This is a genomic window from Streptomyces sp. NPDC004051 (assembly GCF_053604275.1).
In genome coordinates this window covers 69969-92065 of sequence record NZ_JBSGHG010000017.1, presented here as the reverse complement: position 1 = coordinate 92065, position 22097 = coordinate 69969, and the positions used below count along the sequence as shown (strand labels likewise).

Genomic DNA, 22097 nt, shown 5'->3' with positions numbered 1-22097 from the left:
ACGTGAGCCTTGCTCTCGCACCCCTGCCGCGCCGGGCCACCGCGTTCGCGCCGGTCCTGCCCCTGGTGGCGGTGCTCGCCCTGCTGGCCCTGCCCCTGACGTACGAGGGGGCGGGGCCCGCCGACGTGGTCTCGGGGCTGCTGGTGGTGTACTGCGTGATCCGTCTGCTGCGCGAGCGGCGGCGCCCGCTGTCGCCCGCCGCGGCGGTGGTGCTGGGCCTGCCGGTCGTGGGGCTCGCGCTGGCCGCCATGGGGGCGTCCTCGCCCGAGGCGGCGCTCACCGGCCTCGGGCGCTATCTGCAGGTCTTCGTGCTCGTCCCGGCGGCCGTACTGACGCTGCTCCGCGGCCGCGCCGACTTCCGGGTGCTGGCCTGGTCGTTCGTGGGGCTCGCGCTGTGGCAGGGGGCCGTCGGCGTGCACCAGTACGTCACCGGGACCGGCGCCTCCTACCAGGGCGAGCCGATCCGCGCGGTCGGCACCTTCGGGGCGCAGGACGTGATGGGCATGGCGGCCGCGGTCGCCCTCGGTCTGGTGTGCGCGGTGGGGATCGCGCTGGGCCGGGCGCCGGTACGGCAGCGGGCGGCGGCCACCGGCTGCGCGCTCGCGCTGCTGCTGCCGCTCGCGCTCTCCTTCAGCCGGGGCGCCTGGATCGCGACCGTCCTGGCGTGCGCCGTGCAGCTGGCCCTGGCCGGGCTGCGGCGCGCGCTGAAGGCGGCCGCGGCCGTGGCCGCCGCGGGGGTGGTCCTGATGGGCGGGTTCGGCGTCGGCACGACGCAGCTGACCGAACGGATCGACAGCATCACGCAGGTCGCCGCCGACCCCGACCAGTCCGTGGTGGACCGGTACGCCCTGTGGGCGTCCGCCGCCGACATGTGGCGCGAGCAGCCGCTGACCGGTGTCGGTCTGAAGGGTTTTCCCGAGCATCGCGACGGGCACGCCACCCTGGCGCTGTCCTCGGGCAGCGACATCGCGGGCGCGGGATCGGAGTACCACAAGCAGGCGCTGCTCTCACCGCACAGCATGTACCTGCTGGTGCTGAGCGAGCAGGGCCTGATCGGGCTGCTCGCCCTCGCCGGGAGCTGGCTGGCGCTGCTCGTGCTCGGGCTGCGCGGGCTGCTGCGCGTCCGCCGCCGCGGACCGGGAGCGGACTGCGGGCTCGTCGCCTGCGGGCTGCTGGTCTGGCTGCTGACCGACTACGTGTACGGAGACATCGGCGGCCCCTCGACGGTGCTGACCGCCCTGGCCCTGGGGCTCGCCGCGTGGTGGGCGCTGGGCGGCGGTGAGCGGGGGCGCCTCGTGCCGGGGGGCGGCCCGCTGGGGGGCATCGAGGAGGCCGCGGCGCGATGACGGTGGTGCCTTCGCAGTCCCCCGGACGCGGGACCGGCCGGGCCGCGGCCGTCCCCGCGGCGCGTGCCGCGCCCCCGGGCGGGGACGGCGCCGACCCGTCGTCGCCCTCGGCCTCCCGGAAGTTCCTGGCCAGGGCCACGCTCGTCACGGCGGCGCTGTCCATCGGCGGCTCCCTGCTCGGCCTGGTGCGCGACCAGTCGCTGGCGCGGCTGTTCGGCGCCGGGAGCGACACGGACGCCTTCCTGGTGGCGTGGACCGTGCCGGAGATCTCCGCCACCCTGCTGATCGAGGACGGGCTGGCGATCGCGCTGATCCCGGCGTTCAGCATGGCGTTGGCCCGTCGCGCCCGGGGCGTGGCGGGCGATCCGGTCCGCGAGCTGGTCGCCGCCACCCTGCCGCGTCTGAGCCTCGCCTTCGCCGCGGTCGCCGCGCTGGTCGCCTGGGCCGCCCCCTTCCTGGTCGAGGTGCTGGCGCCCGGCCTGCCCGACCCCCGGCTCGCCGTCGACTGCACCCGGCTCACCGCGATCAGCCTGCTGGCCTTCGGGCTCGCCGGGTACTGCAGCGCCGCGCTGCGGGCCCACCGCCGGTTCTTCGCGCCCGGGGCGATCTACATCGCCTACAACACGGGCATCGTCGCCGCGATGTTCCTGCTCGGCGGCGTGTGGGGCGTGCGGGCCGCGGCGGTCGGGGTCGCGGTGGGCGGCTGCCTGATGGTGGCGGTGCAACTGCCGTCGCTGTGGCGGCAGCTGGCGTCGCGCGCGCCGACGGTGGGCGGGGCGCAGGGCGGTGGCGAGGAACGGCCGGTGCGGCTCGCCCTGATCGCCGCCGTCCTCCTGTTCGCCCTGTGCCGCCAGTCGCAGGTCCTGGTCGAACGCTTCCTCGCCTCCTCCCTGCCGGCCGGGGCCATCTCGCACCTGAACTACGCGCAGAAGGTCGCCCAGATCCCGATGACCCTGTCGCTGATGGTGTGCACGGTCACCTTCCCCGTGGTGGCGCGGGCGCTCGCCGACGGTGACACCGAACGGGCCCGCGACCGCGTGGAGCGGGATCTGGTGCTGTCCTCCTGCGTGGTGCTGCTGGGCATGTGCGCGGTGATCGCCTGCGCCCCGCAGATGGTCGAGCTGCTCTTCCAGCGCGGCGCGTTCACCGCGAGCGACACCGCGGCGACCTCCGACGTCATGCGGGTGTACGCCCTCGGTCTGCTGGGGCAGACCCTGGTGGGCACGCTGATCCGCTCGTACTTCTCGGCGGGCCGGCCCAGCTGGTACCCCCTCGCGGCGATGGGCGTGGGCATCGTCGCGACGTCGTCGATCGGCGCCGTCGCCGTGCGTCCCTGGGGGGTGGCGGGGATCGCCGCCGCCAACGCCGTCGGCATCACCGTCACGGCCGCCCTGATGCTGGCCGGTCTGCGCACGTCCCGGCGCGGCGGCGCCGACGGTGTCCGCCTCCGGGTCCGCCAGGTGCTGGCCGCGCTCGGCCGGCCGGTGCTCGCCTCGGTCGGCGCCACCGTCGCCGGGGCGTTCGCCGCGAGCCGGGCCGACTCCCCCCTGGCGGGCCTCGCGGCGGGCTCGCTCACCGTGACCGTCGCCTTCGTCGCGCTCTCCCTGGTCCTGGGCGTCCAGGGCTCCGCATCCGCGGTGCGCTCCGTGCGCACCATCACCCGAAAGCTCACTCATGACCGTTTCCGTTGACTCCGTCCGCGCCGGCAGGCTTCCCGCCGCGCCCCCGGGCCCCGTCCCGTGGGTGGCGATGTACCACTCGGTGGGTGACTGCTCGGACGATCCGTACCGCATCACGGTCACGCCCGAACGGCTCGAGGAGCAGCTGGCCTGGCTGCGCCGGCGCGGGCTGCGCGGGGTGTCGGTGACCGACCTGCTCGCCGCCCGCGCCCGGGGCGAGGGCCGGCGCCTGGTCGGGCTCACCTTCGACGACGGGTACACCGACTTCGTCACCGAGGCCCTTCCGCTGCTGCGCCGCTGGGACTGCGGCGCCACCCTGTTCGTGCTGCCCGGACGGCTCGGCGGCGACAACGCCTGGGACCCGCTCGGCCCGCGCAAGCCGCTGCTGACCGCGGACGGCATCCGGCACGCGGCGGCCGAGGGGGTGGAGATCGGCTCGCACGGGCTGACCCACGTCGACCTCACCCGGGCGGACCAGTCCACCCTCGAGGCCGAGGTCACCGAGAGCCGCACGCGGCTGGCGGAACTGACGGGCACCCGGCCCGCCGGCTTCTGCTACCCGTACGGCACGGTCGACGCCCGCGCCGTCCGGGCGGTGCGGAAGGCGGGTTACGCCTACGCCTGCGCCATCGACCCCGGCGCGCTGACCGGCCCGCACGCCCTGCCGCGCGTGCACATCGGCCAGAACGACACGGCCTGGCGCCTGTACCTGAAGCACCGTCTGCACCGGTGGCGCCGGCGTCCGGCGGGGGGTCTGTGAGATGAGGGCCCTGCACATCATCACCGGTCTCGGGGTCGGCGGGGCCGAGCAGCAGCTGCGTCTGCTGCTGCGTCACCTGCCCGTCGACTGCGACGTGGTGACGCTCACCAACCCGGGTGCCGTCGCCGAGGGGCTCACCGCCGACGGGGTCCGCGTCGTGCACCTGGGCATGGGCGGCAACCGTGACCTGACCGCGCTCCCCCGGCTGGTCCGGCTGATCCGCGCCGGCGGCTACGACCTGGTCCACACCCATCTGTACCGGGCCTGCGTCTACGGCCGGCTCGCCGCGCGGCTGGCCGGGGTCCGCGCGGTCGTCGCCACCGAGCACTCCCTGGGTGACACCCAGATGGAGGGCCGCAGGCTGACGGCGGGGGTGCGCGCGCTGTACCTCGGCAGCGAGCGGCTCGGGTCGACGACGGTCGCCGTCTCCCCGGCGGTGGCCGACCGGCTGCGGCGGTGGGGCGTGCCCGCTCCCCGTATCGAGGTCGTCCCGAACGGCATCGACCTGGACCGTTTCCGCTTCGACCCGGAGCGGCGCGCGCACACCCGCCGGCGCCTCGGTCTGCCGGAGGGCGCGTTCGTCGTCGGCGGCGTCGGCCGGCTCGCCCCGGGGAAGCGGTTCGACGTCCTCGTCCACGCCCTCGCCCGGCTCCCGGACGACCACTGGCTGCTGCTGGTGGGCGGCGGCTCCGAGGAGCACCTCCTGCGCCGCACGGCCGGCGAGGCCGGTGTGGCCGGCCGCGTCCTGTTCACCGGCGAACGCCCCTACGGCCCGGACGGCCCGGACGGCTCGCCGGGCCCCGACCTGCCCTCGCTCCTGTCGGCGATGGACCTGCTCGCCTCCCCGTCCGCGGAGGAGTCGTTCGGCCTGGCCGTCGTGGAGGCGCTGGCGTCGGGTCTGCCCGTGCTCTACGCCTCCTGCCCGGCGATCGAGGACGCGGCACCGTCGGCCGCCGCCGGTGCCCGGCGGGTGCTCGGCGGCCCCGGGGAGTACGCGCGTGCGATCGCCGAGGTCCACGCGGCGGGCCCCGGGCCGCGCACGGTTCCCGAGGCCGCCCGGTGCTACGGCATCACCCGCAGCACGGCCCTCCTCATGGACGTGTACGCGGCAGCCGTCTCCCGTTCCCCTTCATCCCTCTCACCTCTCGGAGCCAGCACGTCATGACCGACACTCCGGCCCGTCGGCACCGCCTGTTCCCGGACCGTCTCAGGAGGCTGCCGACCTGGTCCGTGCTCGTGGTCGGCGGCACTCTCGTCGGCGGCCTGACCGGCGGCGTGTACGGCGCGCTCACCCCCACGACCTACACGGCCACCAGTTACGTCGTCGCCGTACCGACCGTGGGGTCCACCCCGGAGTCCGCCCGCGGCTTCGCTCAGGCGTACGGGCGGGTGACCACGCAGCTCGCGGTGCTCGGGGACGCCCAGGTGTGGGCGGGCGTCCCGGTGCGGACCCTGCGGGAGAGCGTGCGCACGGCGACCTCGCCGGACGCGCCGATGGTCGCCGTCTCGGCCACCTCGGAGCACCCCGGCCTCGCCGTCGACATGGCCAACGCGGTCTCCCGCGCGCTGACCCAGCACGCGGAGCACACCAAGGACAGCACCCAGGTCCGGCTCGTGCAGTTCTCGCGTGCGGTGAGGCCGGACGAGCCGACGTCCGCGTCGCCCGCGGTGACCGCACTGGTGGGGGCGAGCGCGGGCGGGCTGCTGGGCTCGCTGGCCCTGCTGGCCCGGCCCCGGCGCAACGGCCTGACCGCCGAGACCGCCGAGACCTCCGAGACGGCCGAGGACACCCCGGCCGCCTCGGTGCCCGGCCCGGCCACCGCCGCCGACGCGCGCGAACAGCGGTGACCACGGTGTACCCGGCCGGGTCGGCGGTGGCGCTAACCCAGGCGCGACCACCAGTCGAGGCGGAGGCAGAGCTTCCCGCCGAGCCACTGCTCCACCCGGTCACCCAGGCCCAGCGGCGTGCAGCTCTTCGGCGGCTCCGGCGCGATGGGCGGGAGCGCGGGTGCGGGCGGAAGTGCGGGGATGGACGGGAGCACGGGTGTGGGCACGGGCACCGGGGTCGTCGTGCTGGTGCGGCCGAACAGCGTCGTCCGGTAGACGCGGGACGATTCCGGGTTGTCGGCGCACTGCCACACACCGTGCGGGCAGTAGTCGGTCACCGTGTTGTACAGCGGCCGGTGCTCGTCCATCCAGGCGAGCATGCCGCGCATGTACTCGGGATTGTCGCCGTTGCGGAAAAGCCCCCATTCGGGATAGGAGACGGGCTTTCCGTGGGCTTTCGCGAAATCCACGTGCGCCTGGAGCCCGTACGGCTCTCTCACCTGTTCGCCGAACGGCATTCCGGCCGGCTGATCGTAGGAGTCCATGCCGATGATGTCGACCGTGGCGTCCCCGGGGTAGCACTGCGTCCAGGGAACGGAGTCCCGGCCGCGGCTCGGTGTGAAGTCGAACCGGAACTTCTGGCCCGGCACCGCCCGCACGGTGGTGACGATCCTGTTCCAGTACTTCTTCCAGGCCTCCGGGTCCGGCCCGCACCGGTGGGTGTACGTGACGCCGTTCATCTCCCAGCCGAGCACGAGGACCGTGTCCGGCACCTTCAGCCGGACCAGCCGCTCGGCCAGGGCACGGAAGTGGTGGTCGAACTCTCCGGCCGCGCCCCGCCGCAGCAGCTGCCGGACCTCTTCGTCGGAGACGCCTGCCTCGTTGCGCTCCTGCAGGGGCACGTTGAGGACGAGCATCCGGTCGTCCTTCTCGTTGCGCCACCGCGCCCACGCCTCGAGGAAGCCGACGTCGCCCTCGATGTCACTCCAGTGGTTGCCGGGCAGATAGGTGTGTCCGACGCGGAGCTCGGCACCGCCCAGCCAGCGGCTGAACTGCTCCATACGGGCCACACCCCGGGCGTCGGAGGCGAGGAAGACGCCGAAGGGCGGAAACTCCTTTCGCGGCACCGGACGGGGCGGCACCTCGACCGGGGGCACCTCGACCGGGGGCACCGCGACCGGGGGCACCGCGGCGGACGCCGCCGGGTCCGGTGCCGGGGGGCGGGAGTCGTCGCCCGCCACCTCCACCCCCGCACCCGCCATGAGACCGGACGCCAGAACGGCCGACATCGCGACCGCCACCGCACCCACGACCAGCCCGCGAACCCGGACACGCTCGTGCTGTGGGGCCATACCGGCTCCTTTCTCCACTCACGTCCGACCTTCATTTTCCAAACGCTTTATTGACGAACAGTCATACGAAAGTCAGTCACAGGAAAACCCATGACGCCACCACCACGCGGCTTTCGAGTGCCGCGCTCCCCCGTGCGGGTGAGCCACTCGAAAAGAAACCCGAAAGACCCCACATGACCCCGAAAAGAGGGAGAGAGTTCGTGCCGCTGCTCGACACCCGCGTCCCCGCCGTCATTCTGCGGATCGACCGGAATCCCTTCCACCACGGAACGCTCGGAGCCGTGCGTTCGCTCGGCAGGGCGGGAGTGGAGGTGCATGTCGTCGCCGACGAGTCCGGAAGTCCCGTCCGCCGCTCACGTCATGTCCGGCGGCTGCACCCGCCGCCGGCGCCCGGCGCGTCCACGGAGGACGTCCTCGCCGTGCTGCGCCGCGTGGCCGACCGGATCGCACGGCCCGCCGTCCTGGTCCCGATGGACGACGCGAGCGCCATCGCCGCCGGGCGTCTGCGGGACGCCCTGGCCCCCTCCTACCTGCTGCCCGAGATGCCCGGCACGCTGCCCGAACGCGTCGCCGACAAGGCGGAACTGGCCGCCGTGTGCGCGTCCGCGGACGTCCCGCACCCGGTCACGCTCGTCCCGGACAGCCCCCGGCGGGCCGGTGAGGACGCCTGGCGGCTCGGGCTGCCCCTGGTGGCGAAGTGGAGCCGGCCCTGGCTGCTGCCGGCCGGCAGCGGGCTGCGCAGCACCCGGCTGGTGCGCTCCGCGGAGCAGGCCCGGGAGCTGTACCGGCGCACCGACGAGGCGGGCAGCCCGCTCCTGTTGCAGGCCTATCTGCCGCCGGGGCCGGACCGGGACTGGTTCTTCCACGGCTACGCCGACCGCTCGGGCGCCCTGCGCGCGGGCGGGCCGGGCCGGAAGCAACTGTCCTGGCCACGCGGCGCGGGACTGACGGCGGTGGGCTGCTGGACGCCCAACGCCCAGGTGCAGGCCCTGGCCGAGCGGCTCACCGGCGAACTGGGCTACCGCGGTGTCTTCGACCTCGACTTCCGCCGCTGCCATGCGACGGGCCGCTACCACCTGCTCGACTTCAACCCGCGTCCCGGCGCCCAGTTCCGGCTCTTCGAGGACAGCGCCGGAGTGGACGTCGTACGCGCCCTCCACCTGGACCTGACGGGACGTCGCCCACCGGCCGGCGATCCGGTGGCCGGGCGGAGGTTCGTGGTGGAGAACTACGCGCCGCTCGCCGCGCTGCGCCCGGCGCCGGGCGGACGCGAACTCGCCTGGCACGCCCGGGACGACCGCGGGCCCGGTCGGGCGATGTGGGCCCTGTGGGCCCGTCATGTGTCCGGCCGGCTGCGCGAGCGGCTGGTCCCCGCCGCTGCGGCGGCGCCGGCAGCACCCCTGATCCCCCGGGCGGCCTCGCCCTCCCCGACCGACAACGAGAAAGCGAGCAGCTGATGATGTACGACCTTCTGGTGGTGGGCGCCGGACCGTACGGTCTGTCGATCGCGTCCCACGCCGCGGCCGCCGGGCTGAACCTGCGCGTGTTCGGCCGGCCCATGGCGTCCTGGCGGGACAACATGCCCGGCGGCATGTTCCTGAAGTCGGAGCCGTGGGCGTCCAACCTCTCGGACCCGGACGGGGAGTGGACCCTGGCCGCCTACTGCGCGGAGCAGGGGCTGACGGCACGCCACGCGGAGCCGATCCCGGTGACGGCGTTCGCGGAGTACGGCCTGTGGTTCGCCCGCCATGCCGTTCCGGCGGTCGACGAGCGCATGGTGGCCCGGGTGGCGTCCGGCCCCGCCGGCTTCACGGTGGTCACCGAGGACGGGGAGGCGCTGCACGCGCGGACGGTGGCGCTGGCGGTCGGTGTGATGCCGTTCATCGAGGTGCCGCAGGCCCTGCGCGGACTGCACCCCTCCCTGGTGACGCACAGCAGCCACCACAGCGACCTCGACCCCTTCCGCGACAAGGACGTCACGGTGCTCGGCGGCGGTCAGGCGGCCCTGGAGACCGCGGCCCTGCTCGCCGAGCAGGGCACCCGCGTACGGGTGCTGGCGCGGGCGGACCGGGTTCGGTGGAACGACGTGCCGCCGGCCTGGGAACGCCCCTGGTGGCAGTCGGTCCGTTCCCCGCACAGCGGTCTCGGCCCCGGCTGGCGGAACTGGTTCTACTCCGAGCGCCCCGGCCTCTTCCGGCGTCTGCCGCAGCAGACCCGGTCGCAGATCGCGGCCACGGCGCTGGGTCCGGCGGGCGCCTGGTGGGTGCGGGACCGGGTGGAGCGCGCGGTGGAGCTGCTGCCGGGCCACGAGGTCACGGCGGCCTGCGCGGTACCGGGCGGCGTGCGGCTGGACCTGGTGAACCACACGGGTGAGGCCCGCTCCCTCGGCACCGAGCACGTCATCGCCGCCACGGGGTTCCGGGTGCACCGCGACCGGCTCGGCGTGCTCTCCGCCGAGCTGCGCGGCACGCTGGCGGCCCTGCCCGACGGGTCCCCGGCGATCGGCCGGGGCTTCGAGTCCTCCCATCCCGGCCTGTTCTTCGCGGGGCTGACGACGGCGTCCGGCTTCGGCCCGTCCATGCGCTTCGTCCAGGGCGCGACGTACACCGCGTCGGCACTCGTCCAGGGCGTGCGCCGCCGGCTCAGGTCCACCCCCGCACGGGGACGGGTCCCGGTCCCCTCGGCCGTCGGCCGGACCGACTCGCCGACACCGGTCAGCCTCTGACGGGAGACCCTCCCCCTACAGCACTGAACCCCCGGACCGGAGCGGGCCACCTCGTACGGTGGCCCGCGCCGGTCCGGGGGCGTGTCCGGCCCGGAACTCCGGAAGGCCCCGGGTGCCGGGCGGACGGGGCCCGGCACCGGGGAAGGGAACCGCTATCCGCGCTGGGCGGCGCGACCGCGGCGGTACAGCAGCGCCCCGCCCAGCAGCAGGGTGGCTCCGGCGGCCGAGGCCGCCAGCATGCCCTCACTGCCGGTCTCGGCCAGGTGCGGCGGCGCACCGGGCTCCGCCACGTCCTGCGGCGTGTCGACGGCCTGCGCGGGGGGCCGGGTGTCCGTACGCGTGGGCGGCGTCGAAGGCGTCTCGGTCTCCGTCTCGATCTCGGTCTCGGTCTCGGTCGACCCGCCCTGCTCGTTGCGGCAGTCGTTGTCGGACGTCCCGTTGAACAGCCCGACCAGGTTGACGTTGTTGCCGCACACGTTCAGCGGGAGGCCGAGGGGCACCTGGATGAGGTTCCCGGACAGCACACCGGGAGAGTCCGTGGCGACCCCGTCCGCGTGCGCGCCACCGCTGCCGGGGCCGCCGTGCGAGGTGTTGCGGCAGTCGTTGTCGGACGCCTCGTTGAACGCGCCGATCACGTCGACGTTGTTGCCGCACACGTTCACCGGCGCGTGCACCGGCGCCTGGACGAGGTTTCCGGAGGCCACGCCGGGGGAGTCCTTGGCGACCCCCGCCGCGTGCGCGCCACCGCCGTGGCCGTCGGACGAGCGCTCGGCGGAGGACAGGTTCCCGGACTTGTCCTCAGCCTTGGTCGCGGACGTGGGCTCGGACGTGTGCGACGTGTTGGCGCACATGTTGCCGGAGGCCTCGTTCAGCACGGAGACCACACCGACGGTGTTGCCGCACACGTTCACCGGCACCTCCACCGGCGCCTGGACGCTGTTCCCGGACAGCACACCGGGAGAGTCCGTGGCGGCTCCCTCCGCGTGCGCGTCGGCGAAGGCGGGGGCGCCGTACAGAGAGAGAATGCCCGTGGCGGCGGCCGCCGCGAACACTCCCTTGCTCAGGGTCTGTCGCAATGTCGTTCGTCTTCCTGCTCGAAGAAGTGGGAAAGCCGGCGGCCTCGGCACGGAGATCACCGCGCGAGACCGGCCACGGCGGAGCCGGGGGCTGGTACCTGGACACCACGGCATGCTCACCCTCGGGGATGCCTGCGGAGGATTCCGGTGTACCGCGGACTGAGCAGCACAGCGCTTTCCTTTCTCGTGGCGTCGCAAGCCCTTCTGCCTCATCAACCCGACGCACGGGAATCGGTTGCGCGAATTCACCCGCTTGGCCCACTCGTCCCACTCGGAGCACGCTCGGCTAGGACACCACGTCCTTGCGGGCGAAACCGCGGAAGGCCAGCGCGAACAGCACCAGCGCGTACGTCACCGAGACCGCGGTGCCCTGGATCATGCCGGACCACTCCGGGTCCGGCTGGACGGCGTCCGCCCAGGCGAACTGCCAGTGCGCGGGCAGGAAGTCCCGCCAGTCGCCGAGGGCGGTCACCGCGTCGAGGACGTTGCCGACGATGGTCAGTCCGACGGCGCCGCCGACCGCGCCCAGCGGGGCGTCGGTGCGCGTCGACAGCCAGAACGCGAGTCCGGCGGTGACCAGCTGGGACACGAAGATGTACGCCACGACCACCACGAGCCGCTGCGCCGCCGTCGCGGGGTCCAGCGAGCCGCCGGTGGGGATCTGCAGCGGGCCCCAGCCGTAGGCGGCGGTGCCGACGGCGAGCGCGACGACCGGCAGCAGCACCATCGCGGCGAGGCTGAGCCCCAGTCCGACGACGAGCTTGGACCACAGCAGCCGCATGCGCGGCACCGGCGCGGCGAGCAGGTAGCGCAGCGAGGACCAGCCGGCCTCCGAGGCGACCGTGTCCCCGCAGAACAGGGCGACCGGGATGACCAGCAGGAAGCCCGCCGAGACGAACAGGTTCACGGCGGCGAAGTTGGCGCCGGAGGCGGTGGCCGTGTCCATCAGGGTGATCCGGCCCTCCCGGCCCTCCGGCTCACCGCCGATCGCGAAGGCGACGACCAGGACGAACGGCAGGGCGGCGAGGATCGCGCCCATGACGAGCGTGCGGCGGCGCTTCAGCTGCCGGACCAGCTCGACCCGCAGTGGCAGGGTGCGGCCCGCGCGGTAGCCGTCGGCCACCTCCACGGGCCTGGCCGGCTCCGTGGAGGCGGCCGGCTCCGTGGGCCCGTTCCGCTCGGTGAGCGTGCTCATGCGGAACCTCCGATCAACGTGAGGAAGGCGTCTTCGAGGCGGCGGTGCGGGCCCACCGACTCCACCGGCACGTCCAGCCGGACCAGTTCGGCGACCAGGCGGGCGGCGGTGCCGTCGGCGTCGAGGCGGACCAGCAGCCCGTCCTCGGCGCGGACCGCCGAGGCGACGCCCGGCAGGGCGGCCACCTTCTCGGCGAGCGGCTCGTCCACGGGGGACCCGGTGCCCACGAGCAGGGTGTCGCCGGAGCCGACGATCTCCCGCACCGGCCCGGCCTGGACCAGCCTGCCGCGGTCCATGACGACGAGGTGGGTGCAGGACTGCTCCACCTCCGACAGCAGATGGCTGGAGACGATCACCGTGCGGCCGGCGGCCGCGTACCGGATCATCACCTCGCGCATCTCGCGGATCTGCGGCGGGTCCAGCCCGTTGGTCGGCTCGTCCAGGATGAGCAGGTCGGGCAGGCCGAGCATGGCCTGGGCGATGGCCAGGCGCTGGCGCATGCCCTGGGAGTAGGTGCGCACCGCGCGGGCGAGGGCGTCGCCGAGGCCCGCGATCTCCAGGGCCTCGTCCAGGTGGGCGTCCTCGGGCGGGCGTCCGGTGGCCTGCCAGTACAGCTCCAGGTTCTCCCGGCCGGACAGGTGCGGCAGGAAGCCCGCGCCCTCGACGAAGGCGCCGACCCGGGAGAGCACCGGGGCGCCGGGGCGGATGGCGTGCCCGAAGACACGGATCTCGCCGCCGTCGGGGGTGATCAGGCCCATCAGCATGCGCAGGGTGGTGGTCTTGCCCGCGCCGTTCGGCCCGAGCAGGCCGAGGACCTGCCCCTTCTCCACCCGGAAGGACAGGTTCCGTACGGCGTACCGGTCGGCGGAGCGGGTGTAGCGCTTGCTCAGGTCCGTGATCTGCAGGGGTACGTCCGCGAGTGCGGGGTCGGGGGGTGCGGCGGCCGTGCGGCGGCGGCCGGTGAGCACCAGGGCGAGGGCGGTCACGGCTCCGGCGAGCGGCAGCCACCACACCCACGCGGGCAGCGGGGCCGCCGCGGTGGTCACCCCGGGCGCGGTGGGCACGGTGAGGTCGCCCTTGAGGGAGACGGTGTACGTCGCCGGGGCGGCGGGTGAGGCGAAGCCGAGGTCGGTGGAGGCGAGGACCAGGCGCAGGCGGTGGCCCTGCCGGATCTCGTGGTCGACGGCCGGGAAGGTGACGGTCACGTCCTTTCCGGCCTTGGCGTCCTCGACGCGGACCGGGGTGACCAGCTGGGAGGGCAGCACCTGCTGCCGTCCGTCCGGGCCGACGTCGTACACCTTCCCGAAGAGGACGGCGTCGTCGCTGGTCGACTTCACGTGCACGGTGGCCGTCGGGGATCCGGTGATCCGCAGGTCGCCGGTGACCGGGGCCGACTCGAAGCGGGCGTGCTGGCCGGGGAAGTCCAGGGAGACGCCGACGCCGAGCGAGGAGAGCTGGGAGAGGCCGCCGGCGCCGCCGAGGCCGGGCAGGGCGGAGACGGCGGGCGGGCTGGCGCCGGCCGGGTTGGCGAAGCTCTGCTCGCCTCCGGTGAGCGGGACGTCCTTGCCGTCGCCGGTCAGGCCCGGGTAGCGGTCCGCGCTCGCGCCGCTCAGCACGGCCCGCCCGTTGGTGGAGTCGACGCCGCCGGTGCGGGTGACGCGGAAGGCGGGGCCGGTGTCGGCTCCCTTGTCCTCCTTCAGGTACCGGTCGAACCAGGCCCGGGTGCGGGTGCGGACGCGGTCCGCCTCCGGTTCACCACCGTCGTGCCCGCCGGCGATCCAGTCGACGTCGACCGGGGCGCCGTTCGCGCGGATCGCCTTCGCGGCGGCGTCGGCGTGGCCGAGCGGGAACAGGGAGTCGTTCTGGCCCTGCATCAGCAGCGTCGGTACGTCGATGCGGTCGGCGACGGCGGACGGGGACCGCTCCTTCAGGAGCGCGACGGCCTCGGCGTCCGGGGTGCCGGACTCGGCGACCCGCTCGTACATCCGGCACAGCGCGGGTTCGAACTTCTCGCAGCCGCCGCCGGTGTTGACGAAGATGCCCGCCCACAGCTTCTTGAACACGCCGTTCGGGAACAGCGCCTCGGCGAGGTCGAAGTAGGTGATCGCGGGGGCGAGGGCGTCCACCCGGTCGTCGTGCCCGGCGGTGAGCAGCGCGATGGCCCCGCCGTAGGAGGCGCCGGCCATGCCGAGGCGCGGGTCCCCCTCCTCATCCAGCTGCACCTCGGGCTGCTCCGCGAGCCAGTCGATGAGCCGGGAGACGTCGGCGACCTCGCCCTTCGGGTCGTTCAGCCCGATCTTCCCGGTGGACTCGCCGAAGCTGCGCGCGGACCAGGTGAGCACCGCGTACCCCTCGCGCGCGAGCTCCTCGGCCTGCTGCCGTACGTCGTCCTTGCTGCCGCCGAAGCCGTGCCCGAGCAGCACGGCGGGGCGGCGGCCGGCCGGGCCGGCGGTGAAGTACGAGGTGTCGATGCGCACCCCGTCGGCCGTACTCGCGATCCGGTCGGTCCGGCTGACCGCGGGCACCGCGTCCTCGGCGGCGACGGCGGTCCACGTACCGGCCCCGGCGAGCACGACGACGGCCCCCACGGCGGCCATCGCCCGCTGCGGCCGCCGTCCACCGCCACGCCCGCCCCCTCGCAAACGGGCCCGCAGCTGGGTCATTCGGAAGTCCATGCCTGAACCCTAAAGGGGGTCGCCGCACCCTCCGGCTGCCCCCAGGTGGATACCGATCCCCTCCCCCGGTCGTACGCGAGTCCCCCACATACACCGGACGCGGTACACCGACCTGGGCTGCGTGCCGGAGCTATCGGGGTGCGGAACATCCCCGCGTCGGTGGGGGGGCAGGCGACGACCAGGCGCGGGACGACCTCGTTGCAGAACACTCCCCGCACACCCCCGCGCCAGCAGGGAGGACCTCGTCCCTGCAGACCGGCACCCAGGCAACCGAGCCCGAGCGAAAGCTCGTTGGCAACCAGAAGGACGGCGTCGGCAAGAAGACGCCCTTGCTCTCGTACGCCCCTCACAGCGACCAGGCGGAGACCATGAGGCAGGTAGCGAGGGGGACCAGCAGGTGAGCAAGGCAGAAACCCTGGGCCGGCACCCACCTTCAGCGCGGTCTGCAGCGCCCAGCGGAACGCGATCAGCAAGATGGGGGCCAGAACACAACCGCCGCCATCACCGAACTCGCGGCGACCCTGCTCAGCGGCAATCCCGACAACCCGCGTAATCACCTCCGTAACCTCGACGAGACCACCGATTCGGTTCGCGAGGTCGGCATCATCCTGCCTATCCCCATCCCCATTCGCCATCACGGATGCCTACCTCCGCGACCGGCACGACCGTGCCAACGACCTCGATGACGGCGCCCAGTACGTCGTCGTCGACGGGCGCCGCCGCCTTGAAGCCTCCCTCCTCGTCGGGCTCGCCACCACCCCGGTCCGTATCGACAACGCTCGCGTCGCCACTGACGAGTCCCTCCTGGAGGCCGCGTCGTCGCGAACTACCACCGCGACGACATGACCGACCTCGAAGTCGATGGACGGGCGGCCGGAGTGCTGCACACTGGCGTTGCGATCTTCGGCCACCCCAGAGGGTGACCGCCACAGCAGGGCCCGGGTCATGCCGATGTGGCCGACGACGTTGCGATCCTCGGCCACCCCGGAGGGTGACCGCCACAGGGGGAGACCCCGTACGGTTGACGCATGGATCTTCGTTGCGATCCTCGGCCATCCCGGAGGGTGACCGCCACTGCGCGCATGTTGCCGCCCTGGCCGGAGGCCCGGGTGTTGCGCTCCTCGGCCACCCCGAAGGGTGACCGCCACACCGAGGCTGGTGCCCTCGGTGGCGCAGATGATGAGGTTGCGATCCTCGGCCACCCCGGAGGGTGACCGCCACGCTGGAACACCGGGGGGACAGCCGTCCGCTGGACCGTCCAGGTCCAGACGTTGCGATCCTCGGCCACCCCGGAGGGTGACCGCCACACACCATCGAGTACGTGCGGGTCACGTCGACCACGAAGTTGCGATCCTCGGCCACCCCGGAGGGTGACCGCCACCTCGCCGAGGCACACAGCATCGCCTCCGACCGCCTCTGGTTGCGATCCTCGGCCACCCCGGAGGGTGACCGCCACCGGGCCTGTTCCTCCCGGTTGGTCGCGAGGTGGTTGGTGTTGCGATCCTCGGCCACCCCGGAGGGTGACCGCCACAAGGGCGGCCGGGTCGGCGTCGGGGGCCGGGACGAGGTTGCGATCCTCGGCCACCCCGGAGGGTGACCGCCACGCTGCCTGAGCAGCGGAAACAGCGTACTGCCCGCTGCGGTGTGGGCGAGCAGCGGATGACAGAGCTACCCAATACAGACATTCGACTTCGGTGCGATCCGCGTGTCGTGGGTGTGCTTCCGGTTCCGAAGCAGGGGCTGCCGACGGGGGCAGGACTTGGAGGTTACCGATTTGGTGCTCTGTCCGGCCAGCGTCAGACATGGCGGCTACGGTCTTGGCCTCGGTGGGGCGTGGAGGCGCTGTCCGGAGCGGAGAGGGAGTAGTGGTGGCTGTAGGGGGTGCGTTGTATGCGCACAGTCTGAGTGCTGTCTCAGGGGTGCGACACACGCTGGAGGACCACTTGCGTGGCTCGGCTGCGCTGGCGCGGCGCTTCGGGGAGGTGTTCGGGGCCGGTGAGTTGGCGGAGTATCTGGCCTTGGTGCACGACGTGGGCAAGGGGGCATGCGCTTGGCAGGACAAGCTCAAGGCTGTCGAGGCGCGCGGGGGTAAAGGGAAGGTGGGGATCCCGCACAAGCATGCCGGCACAGTGCTGGCGGAGCGGTACACGCAGTTGGCATGTGCGGCAGTGGTGTTCGGGCATCATGGCGGGCTTCCGGACATGGAGCGGCTCCGGGACGAGTTACACAAAGGCCGCCCCGGTGGCTCGGAGGCCGCGCGGGTGGAGGAGGCGATCCGCGCTGTCGAGCGGATCGTGCCGGAGATCCACCGCCCGTCGCGGATTGCCCCGCCCGGCTGGTTGCTCGGCCTGCCGAAGCGGGATCAGCGGCTGGGGCTCGACCTTCTGGTGAGGATGCTGTTCTCCTGCGTCGTGGACGCGGATTACCTCGACACGTCCGCCCACTTCGGCGGTACGCCGGCGCGGGTGGGAGAGCCGGTGGACATGGCGGCTCTGGTGGAGCGCTACGAGGCTCGGAGGAAGCGGTACCTGGCGGGGCGGGAGTCTTCCCCGGTGGATGCCCTGAGGCATTCCGTGTACGAGCAGGCGTGTGCGGCGGCGACGGATGAGCCAGGGATGTATGTGCTCCAGGTCCCGACCGGTGGGGCGAAGACCATGGCCGCGGGCGGCTTCGCGCTGCGGCATGCGGCGGAGCACGGCATGCGGCGGGTCGTCCTGGCGGTGCCGTTCATTTCGATCACGGAACAGAACGCAGCCGTGTACCGGGACCTGCTCGACCCCGAGGACGTGAGCGGCGAGCCGGCGGTGGTGCTGGAGCATCACAGTGCGGTGGACCTCGACCCGGAGGGGACTGCGCTCGGTGAGCTGACCGAGGAGCAGCGTGACGTTCTGCGGCAGCGTGCCCGGACGGCGAAACTGGCCGCGGAGAACTGGGACGCGCCGTTCGTGGTGACCACCACGGTCAGGCTGTTCGAGTCCTTGTTCTCCCACTGGCCGTCGCAGATGCGGCGCCTGCACAACCTGGCCGGCTCAGTGATCGTCCTGGATGAGGTGCAGGCCCTGCCGGATCGTCTTCTCGCGCCGATCCTGAGCGGCTTGCGGGGGCTGGTGGATCACTTCGGGGTCACGGTGTTGCTGGTCTCGGCGACCCAGCCGTCGTTCTGGGAGCTGTCGGCGTGGAAGGGGCTGGAGCGGAAGGCGGTCGTCGACGATCCGGCGGCGCTGTTCGAGTCTTTGCGGCGGGTGCAGTACGAGTGGCGCACGGGGCAGGACGTGACGCTGGAGAGCGTCGCGCGGGAGGCGGCAGAACACCCGCAGGTGCTGACGGTGGTCGGGACCACCAGGGATGCGGCACGTTTTCACCGCCACCTGGAAGTCGCATCCGCCGAGGGTCTGGTGCTGCATCTGTCGACGCGGATGACCGGTGCCCACCGCAGGGAGGTGATCGCAGAGATCCGCGCACTGCTCCGCCGGGGCGAGCCGGTTCAAGTGGTGTCGACCAGTCTGATCGAGGCGGGTGTCGATGTCGACTTCCCGCGGGTGTACCGGGCGTGGGCGCCTGCGGAGTCCCTGCAGCAGGCGGCCGGCCGCTGCAACCGTGACGGACGCCTGGCCTTCGGCACCGTGATCGTCTTCGACCCCGCAGACGGCGGCCGGCCGCGCAGTGCCGAGTACCAGGCCGCGGTGCAGGCCGGGGAGCAGTTCTTCGGACCGCAGCCGCTTGCCGAGCCAGACGATCTGGACGCGCTACACAGCTACTACCAGCGACGCTACGCCTACCAGCAGGGCGGGCATCCGGAGTCCGGCCTGGGAGCAGAGATCCAGAAGCTGCGGAGCGCCCTTGACTTCCCGCAGGTGGACCGGGAGTTCCAAATGATCGAAGACCACCACAGTGTCCCGGTGATCGTCATCCGCAACGAGAGTGACCGGGAGCAGATCGAGGGGGCCGTCGCACAGCTGACGGATCCGTTCCGGCCATGCGGCCCGGAGGTGCTGCGCAGTCTCCAACAGCACACGGCCTCCCTGCCGAAGAGGGAAGCCGACGCCTCGCTGCGCTCCGGGCTGGCAGTCCCGGTGGCAGGCGACCTGCTGCTCTGGCACGGCGCCTACCACGAGCGGCGCGGTCTCGACCCCGACGAGCCAGAGGACCTCGACGCGTACGGCATGGTGTGACTCTCTCCTGAAGACGGCTGCCGGAGTGCCACGATAGGCGGGCAGCCCGATACGAGCCTGTGGCAGCCTCCCCGTCCCCTGACCGGTGGTGGGGCTGAGGATCGCAACATTGAGTTCATGGTGGTGTAGCTGGTCTGACCGAGCAGCGAGCACGTGGCCCAGAGGCATCAGCCTCTGGGCCACGTCTACTTCAGGTACATCTCTCGTCGTATCCCGGCGGTATCTGCGGTGAAACCGCCCACCTGCTCCACCCGTGTCCCCTACGGTCACACTTCAACAGGTCTTAGCTAGACCACATGAAGTCAATGAAGGGGCGAGGAGTTAGAACAGTGCAGATTGATTCAGTAACAGATGCGGCTCCTTTGACCGTTGGGATTTTCATTCTCGTCGTCGTTTTGGTTTTGATTACGAGGCCCAGGCTCAGGCTCTGGCTCGTGATCGACTGACGCAGCCTCTGCAGGAGGCCCTCCCAGAAGGCGCATGCGGCGCCGGCGGGAAGGCCTCCCGCCCGGGGAGGTCCTCGCGCTCCTCTGCCTTCAGTGCGCCGGCCGGTAGCAGCGTTCCGTTGAAAGACGCTGATAAAGCCGCTGGTGAGGGGCCGTTGTCAGTGTGAGTCCTTATTCTTCGCCGTCACTACGACTCCTCCACCGACTCGGGGGTCGAGTGAGCAACTTGGGGGGTTTCTGCATGGCCGTACGCGCGGCCCCTGCCTCGGTCGACCGCCGGGGCAATGGGGGATGGACGTTTCCCGATCTGGTGGTGGAGGTGTCCGGGCCACTGGCCTGCTTCACCCGGCCCGAGCTTAAGGTGGAGCGGGTCTCGTACCCGGTGATGACGCCGTCGGCCGCGGTGGGGGTGCTGGAGGCGATCTTCTGGAAGCCGGAGATGGCCTACGTCATCACGGCGATCGAGGTGCTGAAGCCGATCGAGTGGACGCAGGTCCGGCGTAATGAGGTGAAGTCCGTGGTCAGCGCCACGGAGGTCGCCGCGCTGCGCAAGGACCCCGGGCGCCGCTACGACGTGGAGAACGACCGCGATCAGCGCAACAGCATGCTGCTGCGCGATGTGCACTACCGGATCCGCGCGCAGATCCTGCGTGCTCCGCACGCCGCGGACGTGCCCGAGCAGAAGTACCGCGATCAGCTCCGTCGACGCGTCGACAAGGGCGCCTGCTTCTCCGAGCCCTATCTCGGCTGCCGGGAGTTCAGCGCCTCCTTCGGGCCGCAGACAGACGCCCGGCCGATCGACCGCGACGAAGAACTCGGCGTCATGCTGCACTCCATCGTCTATCCCGCCTCCGGCGGAGAGCAGTACCGCTGGTTCCATGCGCAGCTGCACCAGGGGGTGATGTCGGTGCCGGTCGCCCCGCTGGGCGTGAACGCGGTTGCGATGCCGGTCTCGTCCGCGTGGCGTGCCGACGGCTCCGGTACGGGGCGGTGAATACGGGATGCTCCTGCACCGTCTGACCGAGTACGCGGCGCGAGCCGAGGCGGACGACGAGCTGCCGCCGCCGTACTACCGGCCCAAGCGGATCCAGTGGATCCTGCAGCTCAACGCGGACGGAACCGCGGCCGTCTTCGTGGACCGGCGTCCGGCCAAGGGCGAGAAGCCGCTGGAGACGACCGCCCCGTACGCCTACCGGTCCGGGACGATGCCGCCGCCGTATCTGATGGTGGACACGGCCCAGTATGTCCTCGCCCTGCCCAAGCAGGCCCCGGGCAAGCCGGTGACCGAGCGTGCCGTCGAGGAGGGTCGGCGCCGCCGCGACGTGTACTCGGATTTCCTGCTGGCCTGGGCGAATGCGGCACCGGACGACCCGTACGCCGAGGCGGTGCGGACGTTCGTCACCACGGGTGTCCTGCACGGGCTCGAGGCACCGCAGGAGATGACGGCCGCCGACAACATCGCCCTGGTGGCGCACGACAACACCTGGCTGCACCTGCTGCCCAGCGTGCGTCAGGCGTGGGCGGCCGGCGTGCGGTCCCGCAAGTCCAGCAAGAACGCCGCCGGCCTGTGCCTGGTCTGCGGCAAGAACGGCGAACTGCTCAGCACCATCCCCGAGAGCATCAAGTCGGGTGCCATCCCCACCGCCGGCCGGGGCCGCGACGCCCAGCTCGTCAGCATCAACGCCTCCGCACAGGGACGGGGCGGCGCCCTGCAGCTGGTCAACACGCCCGTGTGCGAGCGGTGCGGCGGACGGGCCATGGCCGCCTTGAACCTGCTGCTCGCCAGCGACACGAACCGCCGACGCGCCACCGACTCGGTCACCGTGTGGTGGACGCGAGAACCGGTCGACGACCTCTTCGGCACGCTGGACACCGCCACCGACGCCGCGGTGGCCCGGCTCCTCATCTCGCTGCACGAGCACCCCGACCCGGCCACCGCCGAGCGGATCGACCCCAACGCCTACTACTCGCTGACCCTGGGCCTCAACAACGCCCGGGCCGTCGTCCTCGACTGGCTGGATATTCCGGTCGGACGGCTCCGCAACCACCTCGGTGCCTGGTTCGACCACCACCGCGTCTACGACGGCTGGAACCACAGCTACCGCTACTTCCCGCTGTGGCGCCTCGCCCTCGCCGCGGGCCGCTGGGACGCCAAGGCGAACAAGTACGTCTCCGGCAGTGCCCCCAAGGGCCTGGAGCAAGAACTCCTGCACGCGGCCCTGACCCGCGGGCCGGTACCCGCCCGCCTCCTGCCCCACCTCCTGCAGCGCATCCGCGCGGACCGGCGCGTCGACCCCCCACGCATCGCCCTGCTACGGCTCGCGCTCCACCCGAACCGGAAGGACCACCAGGTGACCGCCCCCGCCGACCGCCTCGATTCCACCCAGCTCGACCCCGGCTACCTGTGCGGGCGCGTCTTCGCCGTCCTCGAAGCCATCCAGTACGCGGCGCTGCCGGACGTGAAGGCCACCATCGGCGACAAGTTCTTCGGCACCGCCATGACCGCGCCGGCCGCCGTGTTCAAGAACCTGCGTCTGGTTGCCAACGCCCACCTCAAGCGGCTGCGCCGCGACAACAAGGCCGCCTACACCGCGCTCAGCAGGAGGCTGGCCGAGGCGTTCGCCGCCTTCGACCCCCACGACGGTATCCCCCTGCTCCTCACCACCGAGCAGCAGGCCAAGTTCGTCCTCGGCTACGAGCAGCAGCGCGCCGCGGACTTCGCAGCCAAGGCCGCGCACAAGAAGAACAAGGACCAGGCCGTCAACGGGGCTGCTACCGAGCCCGCGTAGCAGCCCCGCCCAAGGCACTGCGCCTCACGCGCCCCCACTCATCTCCGCCCTGGCC

General features: G+C 72.5%; 14 protein-coding genes and 1 CRISPR repeat array. Of the genes, 10 read left to right on the top strand and 4 right to left on the bottom strand.

The window, feature by feature from the left end; all coding sequences use genetic code 11:
* Nucleotides 1–2: 2 nt before the first annotated feature.
* From ACWEQO_RS19415 to ACWEQO_RS19395, 5 genes are read left to right on the top strand one after another with little or no spacing between them, the layout of a single operon-like run.
* On the top strand, nucleotides 3–1346 hold the full coding sequence (locus ACWEQO_RS19415; protein WP_452984541.1) for an O-antigen ligase family protein: 1344 nt from the start codon (nucleotides 3–5) through the stop codon (nucleotides 1344–1346).
* Nucleotides 1343–3037, top strand: a complete 1695-nt coding sequence (gene murJ, locus ACWEQO_RS19410; protein ID WP_452984539.1) for a murein biosynthesis integral membrane protein MurJ — start codon at nucleotides 1343–1345, stop codon at nucleotides 3035–3037. The genes ACWEQO_RS19415 and murJ overlap by 4 nt, the downstream gene beginning before the upstream one ends.
* Nucleotides 3021–3785: a polysaccharide deacetylase family protein gene (locus tag ACWEQO_RS19405; RefSeq protein ID WP_452984537.1), complete on the top strand. Its 765-nt coding sequence runs from the start codon at nucleotides 3021–3023 to the stop codon at nucleotides 3783–3785. Before murJ ends, ACWEQO_RS19405 begins: the two co-directional genes overlap by 17 nt.
* A 1-nt stretch (nucleotide 3786) precedes the next feature.
* Nucleotides 3787–4950, top strand: coding sequence for a glycosyltransferase (locus ACWEQO_RS19400; RefSeq protein ID WP_452984535.1), 1164 nt, complete (start codon nucleotides 3787–3789; stop codon nucleotides 4948–4950).
* Nucleotides 4947–5633, top strand: coding sequence for a lipopolysaccharide biosynthesis protein (locus ACWEQO_RS19395; protein WP_452984533.1), 687 nt, complete (start codon nucleotides 4947–4949; stop codon nucleotides 5631–5633). The genes ACWEQO_RS19400 and ACWEQO_RS19395 overlap by 4 nt, the downstream gene beginning before the upstream one ends.
* A 32-nt stretch (nucleotides 5634–5665) precedes the next feature.
* Here the strand turns inward: ACWEQO_RS19395 and ACWEQO_RS19390 are convergent, their stop codons facing one another.
* Nucleotides 5666–6964, bottom strand: a complete 1299-nt coding sequence (locus tag ACWEQO_RS19390; protein ID WP_452984531.1) for a glycoside hydrolase family 26 protein — start codon at nucleotides 6962–6964, stop codon at nucleotides 5666–5668.
* Nucleotides 6965–7164: 200 nt separating this feature from the next.
* Here ACWEQO_RS19390 and ACWEQO_RS19385 point away from each other — a divergent pair, with 200 nt between their 5' ends.
* Together ACWEQO_RS19385 and ACWEQO_RS19380 are read left to right on the top strand one after the other, a co-directional pair.
* Nucleotides 7165–8421: a carboxylate--amine ligase gene (locus ACWEQO_RS19385; RefSeq protein ID WP_452984529.1), complete on the top strand. Its 1257-nt coding sequence runs from the start codon at nucleotides 7165–7167 to the stop codon at nucleotides 8419–8421.
* Nucleotides 8422–8423: 2 nt separating this feature from the next.
* On the top strand, nucleotides 8424–9689 hold the full coding sequence (locus ACWEQO_RS19380; protein WP_452984605.1) for an NAD(P)-binding domain-containing protein: 1266 nt from the start codon (nucleotides 8424–8426) through the stop codon (nucleotides 9687–9689).
* Nucleotides 9690–9841: 152 nt separating this feature from the next.
* On the opposite strand, the gene ACWEQO_RS19375 is transcribed toward ACWEQO_RS19380, so the two are convergent.
* From ACWEQO_RS19375 to ACWEQO_RS19365, 3 genes are all read right to left on the bottom strand, one after another.
* Nucleotides 9842–10765, bottom strand: coding sequence for a chaplin (locus ACWEQO_RS19375; protein WP_452984527.1), 924 nt, complete (start codon nucleotides 10763–10765; stop codon nucleotides 9842–9844).
* 286 nt (nucleotides 10766–11051) lie between these two features.
* The gene (locus ACWEQO_RS19370) at nucleotides 11052–11960 is read right to left on the bottom strand and encodes an ABC transporter permease (protein WP_452984525.1); all 909 of its coding nucleotides are present in this window, start codon (nucleotides 11958–11960) and stop codon (nucleotides 11052–11054) included.
* Nucleotides 11957–14635, bottom strand: a complete 2679-nt coding sequence (locus ACWEQO_RS19365; RefSeq protein ID WP_452984523.1) for an alpha/beta fold hydrolase — start codon at nucleotides 14633–14635, stop codon at nucleotides 11957–11959. Before ACWEQO_RS19365 ends, ACWEQO_RS19370 begins: the two co-directional genes overlap by 4 nt.
* Nucleotides 14636–15528: 893 nt before the next feature.
* Nucleotides 15529–16239: a CRISPR direct-repeat array (repeat unit 37 nt; unit sequence GTTGCGATCCTCGGCCACCCCGGAGGGTGACCGCCAC).
* Nucleotides 16240–16437: 198 nt separating this feature from the next.
* On the opposite strand from ACWEQO_RS19365, the gene ACWEQO_RS19360 reads away from it, so the two are divergent.
* The 3 genes from ACWEQO_RS19360 (at nucleotide 16438) to cas8c (ending at nucleotide 22042) form a co-directional block, all read left to right on the top strand.
* A complete protein-coding gene (locus ACWEQO_RS19360; RefSeq protein ID WP_452984521.1) occupies nucleotides 16438–18807 on the top strand; it encodes a CRISPR-associated endonuclease Cas3'' in 2370 nt (789 codons plus the stop codon).
* Between the two features lie 687 nt (nucleotides 18808–19494).
* The gene (gene cas5c, locus ACWEQO_RS19355) at nucleotides 19495–20247 is read left to right on the top strand and encodes a type I-C CRISPR-associated protein Cas5c (protein ID WP_452984519.1); all 753 of its coding nucleotides are present in this window, start codon (nucleotides 19495–19497) and stop codon (nucleotides 20245–20247) included.
* 7 nt (nucleotides 20248–20254) lie between these two features.
* The gene (gene cas8c / locus ACWEQO_RS19350) at nucleotides 20255–22042 is read left to right on the top strand and encodes a type I-C CRISPR-associated protein Cas8c/Csd1 (protein ID WP_452984517.1); all 1788 of its coding nucleotides are present in this window, start codon (nucleotides 20255–20257) and stop codon (nucleotides 22040–22042) included.
* Nucleotides 22043–22097: the final 55 nt, after the last annotated feature.